At 44.8% G+C, this 14,413-nt stretch carries 9 protein-coding genes; 3 read left to right on the top strand and 6 right to left on the bottom strand.

All coding sequences use genetic code 11. The features are described from left to right. Positions 1–66: 66 nt before the first annotated feature. The gene (mutS, locus tag ACR63N_RS13115) at positions 67–3,006 is read right to left on the bottom strand and encodes a DNA mismatch repair protein MutS (RefSeq protein ID WP_472782750.1); all 2,940 of its coding nucleotides are present in this window, start codon (positions 3,004–3,006) and stop codon (positions 67–69) included. A gap of 493 nt (positions 3,007–3,499) precedes the next feature. Between mutS and secA the strand changes: the two genes are divergently transcribed. Together secA and ACR63N_RS13105 are read left to right on the top strand one after the other, a co-directional pair. Then, a complete protein-coding gene (gene secA / locus ACR63N_RS13110) occupies positions 3,500–6,334 on the top strand; it encodes a preprotein translocase subunit SecA (protein WP_367106508.1) in 2,835 nt (944 codons plus the stop codon). Between the two features lie 165 nt (positions 6,335–6,499). After that, positions 6,500–7,039 carry a hypothetical protein gene (locus ACR63N_RS13105; protein WP_367104514.1) on the top strand — a complete coding sequence of 180 codons (540 nt, stop codon included), beginning with the start codon at positions 6,500–6,502 and terminating at the stop codon, positions 7,037–7,039. A 93-nt stretch (positions 7,040–7,132) separates the two neighbouring features. Here the strand turns inward: ACR63N_RS13105 and ACR63N_RS13100 are convergent, their stop codons facing one another. The 5 genes from ACR63N_RS13100 to ACR63N_RS13080 form a co-directional block, all read right to left on the bottom strand. Beyond that, positions 7,133–7,777, bottom strand: coding sequence for a YsnF/AvaK domain-containing protein (locus ACR63N_RS13100; protein ID WP_367104515.1), 645 nt, complete (start codon positions 7,775–7,777; stop codon positions 7,133–7,135). Between the two features lie 215 nt (positions 7,778–7,992). After that, the gene (locus ACR63N_RS13095; RefSeq protein ID WP_367108515.1) at positions 7,993–8,841 is read right to left on the bottom strand and encodes a DUF2382 domain-containing protein; all 849 of its coding nucleotides are present in this window, start codon (positions 8,839–8,841) and stop codon (positions 7,993–7,995) included. 515 nt (positions 8,842–9,356) lie between these two features. Then, positions 9,357–10,538: a thiolase family protein gene (locus ACR63N_RS13090; protein ID WP_472782134.1), complete on the bottom strand. Its 1,182-nt coding sequence runs from the start codon at positions 10,536–10,538 to the stop codon at positions 9,357–9,359. Between the two features lie 171 nt (positions 10,539–10,709). Then, the gene (locus ACR63N_RS13085; protein WP_367110421.1) at positions 10,710–12,038 is read right to left on the bottom strand and encodes a homoserine dehydrogenase; all 1,329 of its coding nucleotides are present in this window, start codon (positions 12,036–12,038) and stop codon (positions 10,710–10,712) included. Positions 12,039–12,242: 204 nt separating this feature from the next. Then, a complete protein-coding gene (locus tag ACR63N_RS13080; RefSeq protein ID WP_472782133.1) occupies positions 12,243–13,109 on the bottom strand; it encodes a DsbC family protein in 867 nt (288 codons plus the stop codon). 331 nt (positions 13,110–13,440) lie between these two features. On the opposite strand from ACR63N_RS13080, the gene ACR63N_RS13075 reads away from it, so the two are divergent. Further along, complete coding sequence (locus tag ACR63N_RS13075; protein ID WP_472782132.1) at positions 13,441–14,367, top strand: DUF808 domain-containing protein; 927 nt, start codon at positions 13,441–13,443, stop codon at positions 14,365–14,367. The last annotated feature ends 46 nt before the right edge of the window (positions 14,368–14,413 follow it).

Here is a 14,413-nt window from a genome sequence, read left to right as displayed (position 1 = left end):
GCTAATGCCTGAATAGATAAAAATAAGACATATTTTAGCGCTTTTGCACGATTTTAACAAACCCCTTTAACGACTAATAAGTTGCTTGAGCTCATAGAGCAAGTCATGCGCCTGTTTGGGGCTTAAGCTATCAGGATTAACAGTTTCTAGCTTATCATACAAGCTAAGTAACTGTTTTTGCTCACGATTATCAGTGGCGTAGCTGACCTGTACATCAGCGGCTACCTTTACTGCATCCCCATAGTCAGCATAGCTGTTTTGAGCTTGAGCGTTTAGCGACTTAGCTAATTCAGTTTTATCATGATTAAGGTTATCGATAAGGTAGCGCTTGGCGTCGCTGAGCACTTGCGCTGGAATGCCGGCCATCTTCGCCACGTGTAGCCCAAAGCTGGAGCTTGCCGCGCCTTCGCGTATTTGATGCAGGAGTAATAATTGCCCATCGACCTCGCTTGCGGCCACGTGGACGTTACGAATGCCATTATTGGCAGTTGCCAATTGCGTCAGCTCAAAGTAATGGGTGGCAAATAGCGTCAGGCAACCGATCTCCAGCAGCCTATTGACACAAGCATGGGCGATCGCAAGGCCGTCAGTAGTTGCTGTACCGCGGCCGACCTCATCCATCAATACCAAGGATTTATCGGTCGCTTGATTGAGGATATTGCCGGTTTCGATCATCTCCACCATAAAGGTGGACTTGCCGCCCGCTAGATCATCGGCAGAACCGATACGAGTAAAGATACGGTCAATATCGCCGATATGCGCACTTGTAGCGGGGACAAAGCTGCCGCAGTGCGCCAGCAAAACGATAAGCGCGGTTTGGCGCATATAAGTCGATTTACCGCCCATGTTCGGACCAGTGATTACTAATAATCGTTCAGGGTGCGCATCGTTGCCAAGCACGCAGTCATTGGCTACAAAGCGACTATTATGCTCCGCGTTTGCTCCAGTTGCGGGATTTAGCGCGGCCTCAACGACGACGTGGCGACCTTGTTTGATATCGATACAAGTAGTTAGGCTTTGCGGCTGACTAGAATTGTGGTTAGAATCTTGAGCAGAGGTAAAGCTGTGCAGAGCAAGCTGCTGCTTACTAGTATGATTAGTTGCCAAACTGCTAGTCATCACTGGACGTTGCCATTTATTATTAAGGGCTAGCTGCGCCCAATTACTTAGCACGTCAAGCTGGGCGATAGCGCCGCTAAAGTGCTGTAATTCAGTTAGATGCTCGCCAAGAGCGATAAGTAATTGTTGATATAGCTGTTTTTCGCGGGCCAGTGCCAGTGTTTGCGCGCTTAGATATTCAGTTTCGAGCGTTTTTAACTCTTCAGTGATAAAACGCTCGGCGTTCTTCAATGTTTGCCGGCGGATAAAGTGGGCAGGGGCGTTTTGAGCTTGCATTTTAGGCAATTCAAAATAAAAGCCGCTGACTTTGTTAAAGCCAACTTTTAGGCTGGGCAGCTGGTGGTCTTGCCGCGCGCGCTCGGCCATCTCATCAAGGGTGACTTGAATATTGTCATGCAAATGGGTTAGGCGATCAAATTCGGCATCAAACCCTGCCGCTAGCATACCGCCATCACGAATATGCGCAGGCGGCTCCAAAACAATAGCTTGCTCAATTAAATCGGCAACGCTTTGTATAGCTGGCAACTGCTCGGGCAATTGCTGCATCAGCACTGATAATAGGCCTGTTTGTTCAGCGCTTGTTTGTTCAGCGCTTGTTTGTTTAGCATTGATCCCAGCATCCTTGAGTAATACCTCTAGCTGCTGGCTACTTATAATGCCTTCGGCAAGCTTACGCAGATCGCGCGGTTTGGCACTCATAAGACCGATACGGCTACTGATACGTTCGATATCGCCAATGGCGTTTAGGGTCTGACGTAGACTGACGATCAAGGAGGAGGGCGCCTCGTTGTTATTGTTGCTATTGCTACTAGCTAGCAGCGTACTTATAGCATCTAAACGCTGATTAATACGCTTGTGCTGACGTAGTGGGCGCTTCATTTGCTGTACCAGCAGACGCCGTCCCATCGGGGTTTTGCAGTGGTTAAGTACTGATATCAGCGCCGTGCCATTGCTGCTAACTGGTGTAAATAGCTCCAGGTTTTGCTGACTACCCGCATCAATAATTAGATAGTCGTCGCTGTGCTCTACGATAAGCTGATTGACCTGCGGCACCTGGCGCTGCTGGGTTTGTCTGGCATAATGAATGAGCGCCGCGCAGCTGGACTGGGCAAGAGGCGCGTCACTGATACCAAGTCCCTCTAAGCGCTGTACGCCGAACTGCTGACATAAAGTGTCAGCGGCATGCGCGCGATGAAAGTCGTTGCCAGCGACCTCGATAATAGGGCAGTCCAGATGCGAGCGTAACCACAGTAGCCAATCCTCGCTGCCATCTTTATTAAGGGTCTCACTAACGATACATTCGCTGGGGGCGAAGCGCGCCAGCACAGTAAGCATTTGCGCTTGTAAGCTTTTGCTATCATTGTTAGCAGCGCCGAGCACCTGCGTAGTCAACGTCCCTGCGGCCAAGTCCATTTGACTGACGGCGGCTTGTAGAGGCTGATTGCTATTGGACTTAGGGGTAGCAATGTCGATAGCGACTACGGTTGGTGTATGGTTTGGCGCGATTAATGCATCATCGGTAATAGTGCCTGCGGTGAGGGTCTTGACCACTTCGCGGCGCATAATGCCGCTTTTACTTGGGTCCTTTTTTTGTTTTTCGGCCAGCGCTGGTATGTTGTTAGACGATTCATCGATTTGCTCACAAACGACGACGGTTTCACCAGCCGCGATCAACCGTGCCATATAGCTGTCGGCGGCGTGAAAGGGCACTCCTGCCATAGCGATAGTATTACCCGCTTTGTCAGTGCCGCGGCGGGTTAGGGTGATATCTAGTATCTTTGCGGCACGCTTGGCATCATCAAAAAACAGCTCATAAAAGTCGCCCATGCGATAGAGCAATAGCGCCTGAGGGTACTTAGCTTTCATAGTCAAGTACTGCACCATCATTGGCGTATGATGCGCCAGATCAAAAACGCTATTGCCTACCTGTAGTGGCTCTTGTAAAGCCTCAGTGGTAGCGCTGTTCGCATTTACAGTATGGTTTGAGGCACTATCTGAAGCATTGTTTGTAGAGTTGTTTGAAGCACTATTTGATGAATGACGAGTGCGACTAGGGGAGTTACTAAAAGGCTTAACAGTCATGCAAGGTCTCTTATACTATAAAACAGATTATGCTATAAAACAGACAATAAATAAGACGAGATAATAGCGTTGTAAGCGCTATTTTAACATGGCAAGCCTTGTTTAGTAGGAGCAAATATCTGCCTATTACCCTTGTATCCATCGCCGCCATAACCATATATAATGACGGCACAATTAATTGGCGTGGCCTTATTAGCAAGTACTTAGTCGGATTATGACAAGTTTAATAATGAAAAAATACAGGGTTTAGTTATAACTACGCACGCTAATTATCGAATATTTCCATAGGTTAAAAATTATGTTATCAAAGATTGTAGGCAGTGTGGTTGGTACCAAAAACGACCGTGAACTTAAGCGCATGCGCCGAGTGGTTACCAAGATCAACGCACAAGAGGCTAATATCCAAGCCTTGTCTGATGAGCAGTTGCAACAAAAAACCGCAGAGTTCAAAGCCCGCTTTCAAAAAGGCGAGAGCTTGGATGCGCTATTGCCGGAGGCTTTTGCCGTTTGTCGCGAGGCCTCCTTACGCATTACGGGTATGCGTCATTATGATGTGCAGCTGATCGGTGGTATCACTTTGCACGAAGGCAAGATCGCCGAGATGAAAACCGGTGAGGGTAAAACCTTAATGGCGACGCTGGCTATTTATCTAAACGCTATCAGTAGCAAAGGCGTGCATGTGGTTACGGTCAACGATTACTTGGCCGCGCGTGATGCTGATTTAAACCGTCCGCTGTTTAACTTTTTGGGTTTAAACGTTGGGGTTATCTACTCGCAGCAGCCCCCGCAAGAGAAGGTCGATGCTTATCAAGCGGATATCACTTACGGTACTAATAACGAATACGGCTTTGACTATCTGCGCGACAACATGGTCTTTAGCTTAGGCGAGAAAAAGCAGCGTCCGCTAAACTTTTGTATCATTGATGAGATTGACTCCATCTTGATTGATGAGGCTCGTACGCCGCTGATTATCTCGGGTCAAGCCGAAGATTCGTCGCGCATGTACGCGCTGATCAATACCATTATTCCGCTACTTATACGTTCAAAAGACGAAGAAGCCAATAAAAACAATGAAGACGAAGATTTTTGGATCGATGAGAAAAACCGTCAGATCGAGATCAGCGAAAAAGGCTATGAGAAGATTGAGAGCTTCTTAGTTGAGGTCGGCGAGCTTGGCGAAAACGAGAGCTTATACAGCCCAAGCCGTTTGCCGTTGCTCGCGCACGTACAAGCAGCCATTCGCGCGCACCATATCTTTGTCAAAAACGTCCATTATATCGTTGATGACGGCGAGGTGGTTATCGTCGATGAAAATACGGGTCGTACTATGCCGGGTCGGCGCTGGTCAGAGGGCTTACATCAAGCGGTAGAGGCCAAAGAAGGCGTGGAGATTCAGGCGGAGAACCAAACGCTGGCGACCACCACCTTCCAGAACTTCTTCCGTCTTTATGACAAGTTATCGGGTATGACGGGTACCGCTGATACTGAAGCGGCAGAATTTAAATCGACCTATGATTTAGATGTTATCGTCATTCCAACCCATATGCCGATCGCTCGTGTTGACTTGGATGATCAGATCTTTTTGACTAAACTGGGTAAATACAAAGGCATTATCCGCGAGATCAAAGAGATTCAGGCCAAAGGCGCGCCCGTGCTAGTCGGTACCGCGACGATTGAGGCAAGTGAGGAGCTGTCATACTTGCTTGATCAAGAAGGTGTCAAACATAATGTGCTAAACGCCAAACAGCACGAACGCGAGGCGGAGATCATCGCGCAGGCGGGTAGCCCAAAAGCGGTCACCATTGCCACTAACATGGCCGGCCGTGGTACCGATATTATCTTGGGTGGTAATTGGCAGTCATTTATTGAGGACATCGACGCGGTCAGTCCGGAGGAGATGCAGCGCCTAAAAGCTCAGTGGCAAGTCAAGCACGATCAGGTAGTTGCCGCAGGCGGCCTACATATCATTGGCTCTGAGCGTCACGAATCACGCCGTATTGATAACCAGCTGCGTGGTCGGGCAGGCCGTCAAGGTGACCCGGGTATGTCGCGCTTTTTCTTATCGCTTGAAGATGATTTGATGCGTATCTTTGCAGGCGACCGCGTGGTCAATATGATGCGCGCGATGGGCCTTAAAGAAGATGAAGCTATTGAGCATAAAATGGTCTCAAAATCGATTGAGAACGCGCAAGGTAAGGTTGAGAGCCGCGACTTTGATGCTCGTAAAAACCTACTCAAATATGATGACGTCGCTAACGAGCAGCGTAAAGTAATCTACTCGCAGCGTGATGATCTGCTTGCTGAAACTGATTTGCTCGACGCCATCAAAGTCATGCATCATGAAGTTTATAACGCCATGATTAACCAGTTCATACCGCCAGGCTCTATCGATGATCAATGGAATATCGATGGGCTTGAGGATGAACTTGAAGATGAGTTTAAGCTCTACATGCCACTTAATGACTGGCTCGATGAAGATCGCCGTCTTGATGAAGAGGGACTACGTGCCAAGATTATTGATACCGCCCTTGCGCGTTATGATGAACGCCGTGAGCAGATGGGCGAGCAAAACGCCGCCCAACTGGAGCGTCATTTTATGCTGCAAAGCCTTGATAAGCACTGGAAAGAGCACTTAACGCAAATGGATCAGCTGCGTAAAGGCATTCATCTGCGCGGTTATGCGCAAAAGAATCCTGAGCAAGAATACAAGCGTGAATCTTTTGAGCTGTTCCAGATGATGCTTGGCGCTATCAAATCTGAAACCGTGCAAGATCTGTCACGTGTCCATGTGCCAACCAAGGAAGAGCTTGAAGCCTTGGAGGCGCAGAAGCGAGCGGATGCAGAACGTATGCAGATGCAGTTTGAGCACAAGGACATGGATAACTTGTCGGAGGATACGCCAGCGTCAGCCGCGCGCGCGCAGAATCAAGGCGCACGCGTCAGTAACAATCGAGGTCAGATGCAGGTAAATCTTGGCGGCGCTGTAGCAATGTCTGGTATGCAGGGGAATATAACTGATAGTGATGTTGCAGAGGCTGAACCCAATCCCTATGCGGGTATGAATATTAGCCGTAATGCGCCTTGTCCTTGTGGCTCTAGTCTTAAGTACAAACAGTGTCATGGTAAAATATAGCGACAATAACAAATCATAAATAAACCTCCAATGCCTATAACTACAAGTAGTTATAGGCATTTTAGTATTTCAACAGTCATTAACTGCTTATTATTTACAAATTCCACATAGGCGTAAATAGCTGAGCGCGCTATAGTGTTTGACATATTAATTTAGGAGCGCACGATGAATTTAGGATCATTAAAACAACTAAAACCTTCTATCCTTATTACCGCTTTACTAGCAAGTGTTATGACTATGAGTGCCTGTCAGCAGCAGGAGCCTGAGCAAAGCTTAGAAGAGGATATCGCAGCTGAGCAAGAAGTAGTACCTATGTCAGCTGAGCCTGCTGATGCAGGCGACACTCCGGTAGTAGCCGATGATGCAACGTTAAACGAAGTAGAGAATGATACCGTTGCTACTGTCAATGACGGTATCATGCAATTTACCTATCTATGTTCGCCTGAACTAAGAGTGGAGGCAACTTACAAAGATGAAACTAACCAAGTGGTGCTCGGTACTGATAAGGGTACTTTGACATTAACTAAGACTAATGAGGGTGCCAACCCTGAGGTGTTTGAAGTCGATACCGCTATGGATGGGGGTACAGGTTTCACCCAGTGGCGTGTTGCTCATGAAGAGCGCGAGACTGGACTTATGCGTACGGCTAATGCTGGCGACAGTGATCCTGATACTTACGAGTGTAAAAGAACTCAAGACAGCTAAAACAGCTCTTTATTTTAAGCATAAAAAAAGCAACGTAACGTTGCTTTTTTTTGGTCGGTTTTTTATGCTTCATAGAAGCATTTATTAGAAGAATTATGTTTTAGGAGCGCGTGTGTCTCCGTGCTCTAAAAACCCTTCCTCAGAGACATCTAATTCTTCGTGCTTGAGCTCAACTTGAATACTATCGGTATGCGTATGTACAGTTTTGTTGATCTCAACCTCTTGAATAGCATAAGTATCTTTAGTAATTGTTGCAACTTGACGAGAAAGTACAATCTCAACAGGTTCATCGCCTATCTCAATTTGATTGCCATTTATCGTAACGACTGCTTTACTATCCAAAGAGGGTTCAACATGCCGCAAAATATCTTTGTCGTCATAGTTACCTGATAGAAGATCTTGACTCTCAGCATCATTGTATTCAGTGCGAATAGTGACATACTCTTCTACAAGCTCAATGGGCACATCAATAGTCTTGGTGCGAGCATGTTTAGTGACGGTAACCTTGCCAACATCTAAACGCTCTTTATTGATAACTGGACGCTCCTCCAATAGTTCTAAATGTCCACCGCCTCTATTAACGTTGATATTAGCAGCGCTATGAGTGTTGTCAATGTCGTCAGGCATTGGTAACTTATTGTCAGCAGTATGATCAGCGATTTTGGTAGTGTCATTTTGATCAGCTAAATTGTTAGCAGTGTGAGTGTCATTAATATTATTGGTATTATCGGTACTCATGGTCATGTTCCTTGTCATAAAAACTATCTACGATGGATTATACATAGTTTATAAAATAATGAAGTTTCTATTTAATATCTATAGTTTACTTTGACACAAAAAAAGACCAGAGACGAGCTCTGGCCTTAATTTACTGAGTTTAGAATCTCAGTTGCTTACTGTTATCACTACTATGCTGATATACACATAGTATAATTTAACAACAGATTAGCTTATTACATACCACGAGCGCGGCGTACGTCATCAGCAGTAACATCATCACGATCTACAATATTACCTTCACGATCAACAACATTACCATCACGATCAATGTCTAACTCTTCACGCTGAATGGTCTCAACGATTGTTTCAGTATGACGCTCAGCTGTTTTGCCGACGTTTACTTCTTCGGTTACGTAAGTTTCTTTACCAACGCGAGCACGTTCTGCTTCAAGCTCAACTTCTACAGTTTCTGTAGCATTAGCATCACCGATACGGCGATCTGTTGGGCGATCTACATTGGTACGTTCGATATGAGCACGTTCTTCTTCAAGCTCTACCTCTACGTTACGCTCTTCAGTAACTACATGCTTACCAACTTTTACAAGACCTGCAACAATACGATCTTTATTAACAGTCAGACGCTCTTCTAATAGTTCTAAAGTATTAGGCGCATCGTAAGAAGTCTCATCAATCTCTACATGTTCTTCAGTAGGTACTGTGTCAGCTACGAATGCTTGACGATCTTTTTCATATTGCTCTTTGTAGCTATACTGATAGTCATGGTCATACTCTTCCATAGCTTCAACTTGAGATTTTGTTAGGCTATCAAAGAATACATCATCACCAACGATACGAGCTAGACCTGCTGGTACCAACACTTCTTTCGAGCTGAACCAACCACCTGCATCAACGATCAAATAGCGGATACGACCAGTAGTATCTTCTACTAGAGCACCTTCAATTTTACCGATCTTTTCTTCATTGACGCCATAGGCATTTTTGCCAGTTGGGTCATAATAATCATCACCAATTAGGTCACGATGAGTAGCTTGGATATCTTGTAAACGAATTAGTTGGCTCATTATTGTCTTCCTTTTATATGAGTAAATGAATGTACAGAATTTTAACATCTCAAAACAATGATGCCAAAATGACATCTATTGTAAGTTTATCGTTAAGCAATCGATAGTAATTTAATTTTTGCGAACTATTTTTACCTTACTATCTAAGTTCTTTACTAAAGAATCTTATAAATTGAGCAGCAGTATCTATACTAGAACAGCTAGGATACAGAATATACTGACGTGCTCTATCCAAAGATGTCTTATCAACTTGTGATTATCATAGCACTCAGTTGTTGGGTAAGATACATAAACGAGGTAGCAAAATGTGCAATTGACGTAATTGCGTGTAATAGGCTGTAAGTGCTATAACATCGCCTAGTTATAAAGTAACGTTTTTTTACATTAGTAGGCTCTTTTTGGCTATTTGTAATGTTAAATATGCTCTCTTACCGCAAAAATATAAAAAAACCGCATTGTTAATAAACAATACGGTTTAATCATTATTAAATCCAAGCCTTAACTCAAGTTGATAATTAAGACATTTCAATGGCAACTGCTACTGCTTCACCACCACCAATACATAAGGTTGCAATGCCTTTTTTACCACCTGTACGCTGTAATGAATTAATGAGCGTTACTAAAATACGCGCGCCAGAACAACCAACAGGATGGCCTAGAGCACAAGCGCCGCCTTCGATATTGACCTTATCATGATCAAGATCAAACGCATCCATCGCCGCCATAGTGACCATAGCAAACGCTTCGTTAATCTCCCAAAGATCGACATCATCGACGCTCCAGCCAGCATTAGCAAGTACCTTCTCGATAGCGCCAATAGGAGCTATCGTAAACTCGCTTGGATGACGAGAGTTTGAGGCGGTAGCTATGATACGCGCTTGGTAGTCTAAACCTTCAGACTGCGCCTGTGATTCTTTCATTAAGACGACAGCAGCGGCGCCATCTGAGATGGAGCTGGCGTTAGCAGCAGTAATAGTACCGTCTTTAGCAAAAGCAGGACGCAAAGTAGGGATACGCTCCGCATTGGATAGCCCTGGTTCTTCATCGGTATCTACGGTTTCTTCACCTTTACGAGTCTCAAAAGTAACTGGTGTGATCTCATTTTTGAAATGACCTTCTTCGATAGCTGTCAGCGCACGATTAAGCGATTCGATGGCAAACTCATCCATCTGCTCTCGAGTATAGCCTTTTTCATCAGCCATATCTTGTCCAAACGTACCCATGAGCCTGCCAGTTTCAGCATCTTCTAAACCGTCTAAAAACATATGATCTTTGACTTCTTTATGTCCCATACGGTAGCCTGCACGCGCACCTGGTAAAAGGTACGGAGCATTAGTCATCGATTCCATACCACCTGCGACAGCGACGTTAATGCTACCTGCTTTGATACCATCATGTGCTTGCATGACGGCTTTTAGACCGGAACCACAAAGCTTATTAATGGTGATGGCACCAGTAGCATCAGATAAACCAGCTTTTCGCATTGCTTGACGAGCAGGAGCTTGACCTAAACCTGCACTTAAAATGCAGCCCATGATCACCTCATCAACGCTATCAGTACTGATTCCTGAACGCTGAACCGCCGCTTCAATAGCAGCAGCGCCTAAATCCACAGCACTCACTTCTTTAAAGACACCTTGAAAGCTGCCCATCGGGGTACGTGCCCCATTGAGAATTACAATTGCATCGTTTGACATTTTCGTTTTCCATATTGGCATGTTTATATTAAAAATCAGCGCTCTAAATTGACGCCAGTTTATACACATTGTGATAAATGATGATTAGTATAATGAGCATGCATCAAAGAAAAATCAAGTCAGATGACGGTACGGTATTGTAAGTACCGCAGTGGATGTCAATATTTCCTATTAAGCCAATTCATCTAAGCGAATACGGACTACTTTATCACTGACAGACGTCAGCTTTTCGATCTTCTCAATCGCTAGATTCATCTGGCTCTCAACGACAGGTAGCGTTAATATAATAACAGGTACTTGTCCTAATTTATGAGCAGGCTTTTGCAAAATAGCATCAATGTTGATGCCAGCATCGCTTAAGATACGCGTGATGTCTGCCAGTACGCCCGGATTATCGTACGCATGCACACGCAGATAATAGCCGCTCATCATCTGTTCGGCAGTTAATATTGGGGTGTCTGACAACTGCTCAGGGATAAAAGCCAGATGCGGTACATGGTGGCCATTATCGCCTTGATCTGTGCTATTCAAAACGCGTACCAAATCCATGACATCGGCCATCACCGCTGAGGCCGTAGCTCCAGCGCCTGCGCCATCTCCATAATACAGCGTTTGTCCCAGCGGATGCGAGTTGACCAATACGGCGTTTTTAACGCCATTAACATTGGCAAGCAAAGTATCCTGCGGAATTAGCGTTGGATGTACACGCAGCTCAATGCCTTCATCACCTTTATCACTAACACGGCGAACAGCAAAGCCCACATGTTTGATACGGTAACCAAGCTCTTCTGCATAATCGACATCTTGTAAAGTAATGCTGGTAATACCTTCACAATAAACCTTATCAAACTGTAGTGGAATACCAAAAGCAATAGAAGCAAGCAGCGCTAATTTGTGCGCCGCATCAATACCTTCGACATCAAAAGTAGGGTCAGCTTCTGCGTAACCAAGTTCTTGTGCTTCTACTAAGACATCTGCAAAGGGACGACCTTTATCGCGCATCTCAGTCATAATAAAGTTACCAGTACCATTAATGATACCTGCTAGCCAATCGATTTTATTGGCAGCGAGGGCTTCACGTATGACCTTAATGATAGGGATGCCGCCTGCAACAGCCGCTTCATAAGCGACGTGTACATTGTGCGCCTCAGCTAAAGTGAATATCTCATTACCGTGCTCGGCAAGTAGGGCTTTATTAGCTGTGACGACATGTTTGCCATGAGTGATAGCCTGCATAATAATGTCTTTGGCTAGAGTAGTACCACCAATAACTTCAATAACAATATCTACATTGTCACTAGCAGCAATAGCCATCAGATCGTCGTTTTGGACAATGCTGGAGTCAATATCATCACGCTGGCGACGCGTACCTACTTCGGTAATAATAATGTCACGGCCACTGCGGCGCTTAAGCTCGTCTAAGTTATCATTGATTAGGTTGACCACACCGGTGCCGACAGTACCTAGGCCAAGTATTGCTAGTTTGATGGATTTACTCACAGTATCCTCAGAAAGTTAAATAAATAGATTAAAAATGACTACAAAAAATAAGTGATAATTTTGCTGACACCACTGCACTTACTGCAATAGCATTTTATCGTATCATACCGACAAGCACTTGCTGCGTCTACACTGAGCTTATCAAAACTATGCTTATCAAAGTTAGTTTGCTTATAGCAATACATTTTTTATAAGCGCAGCCCATCAGTTTATACTGGCAGCTTGAGCCAGTTGCGCGGCAGGTAGATAGCCACCGATTTGTTGACCAGATTCAGTAAATATAGCCGGGGTACCGCGTACACCAAGGCTTGCACCTAGCGCCATCTGCTGTGCTACTGGGCTACTACAATCAGGCCCTGAGACATTAGCGCCCATTTTTGCTTGATCCATCGCAGCAGTACGATCTTCACTACACCATATAGCTTCCATTTTGGGAATGGACTCTTCACTGCGCGGCCAAGCCAGATAGCGCACCTCAATACCGCGTGCATTGATATCTGCCATCTCTTCGTGCAACTGACGACAATAACCACAGTCGGCATCGGTAAAAGCGTAAAGAACAGATTCAGTTTTGCCTTTAGCCGGATAAATAATCATATCTTTTTTATCGACCGCTTTGAGAGCATCTTGAGCTGTACGCGCTACTAAAGCACCACTAATATCGATAGGTTCGGCCGCCCCTACAGCTATAATCTGACCTTGAATGATGTGTTTACCTGACTTGTCGGTAAAAAAAGCGGGTAGCCCCTCGACCGTTACCCAGTAAATGTTATCCATATCTGTTGGTACCGCTGATATTACTTTTTCTTCAATACCAGAAGCGTTCAGATTAGCTTGTAAGGCGGCAACGACTGACTGATCATTGTCCGCTGACACGCTAGCTGTAGGGGAGGCGGTAGTATTATTACTGGTTTGCGTACTACTTGCTACACCACTAGTATCAGGGACATTATTCGAGCAGCCTGCAACTCCTATAGCGACAGCTACTAGCAAAGTACTCATAATGGCACCAGTGCGTTTGTTATCGATAGATGTTTTGATAGATGATGGAGAAAATACGGATGAAAGCATAGGGTGTTTCCTGTAGGCAGATGCGCCTAACCTTAATTTAAAGATATACGTTTGCCACAATAGAAGGCGTTACAAAGGACTTAGTTTACAAAAACTTTGCTATAGGAGTGTCAAGATATGGCATGGTAAGCGTGATAATAACCTATAATGGTGCTGGTTTTAAAAAATAAGCTATAATGCATCATATTAACATATTTTTACAACTGACTACCAAAACCTGATAAGAGGCTTATGTAAAGTATTATTTGGTATGACTCAGTTGTGAGACGTTGGCCTTTTAATATGAAAGATAACGTTATATTCAATTAAGCAATTACGCTAAGGAGCGCGCATGGCAGGTGCCAGTTTACTAACCTTACTCGATGACATCAGTGTAATACTAGATGATGTCTCTGTAATGACCAAGGTTGCAGCCAAAAAAACTACAGGAGTGTTGGCTGATGATTTAGCGCTTAATGCAGAACAGGTTACTGGAGTTAAAGCCAATCGAGAGTTGCCTGTCGTTTGGGCAGTGGCTAAAGGCTCTTTTATAAACAAGCTTATTTTAGTACCAGCGGCGCTGCTCATCAGTACTATTTATCCGCCGTTAGTGACTTTTTTACTGATGTGCGGCGGTCTGTATTTATCTTATGAAGGCGCGGAAAAAGTCATTCATCGATTTTGGCCGCATCTGCTACCTCATGATGAGGAGCAAAGCGCACGTTTACAAGCCAATGCTGATAATGTTGATCTGGTAGCTCTTGAGAAAAATAAGATCAAAGGGGCGGTACGTACAGACTTTATTCTATCCGCTGAGATTATTGTCATTGCGCTCGGGTCAGCTGCAGCATCGGGGGCAACCTTATTAGAGAAAAGCCTAGTACTATCTATAGTGGCCGTTGCAATAACGGTAGGGATCTACGGCTTGGTGGCAGGTATCGTCAAGATAGATGACTTAGGCTTACATCTGATGGAAAAAACAGGTGAGTTTACCCAAAAAGTAGGTAAGATTTTATTTACCTCAGCTCCAAAACTTATGAAGTTTTTGTCAATTGCAGGCACGATTGCTATGTTCTTGGTAGGCGGCGGTATTTTAGTTCATGGTATTGGATTTTTGGATCATGGCGTAGAAGACTTAGCGCATTTAACTGGGATTTTTGAGAGTCTGACCACTATGTTATTGAACGGCGTGGTAGGGTTTGTTATTGGTGCTATAACTGTTGCTATTTTTACTATCCTTGGCAAAATGCGTGGCAATGATGAGTCCGCAGCTCACTAAGTTTTAATATACTCTTGGCAGTTTATATAGAATAAGTAAAACCCCC

The sequence above is a fragment of the Psychrobacter sp. M4 genome (assembly GCF_055699795.1).
Note: the sequence above shows the minus strand (reverse complement) of the source record. Positions and strands in the feature narration are given on the sequence as shown.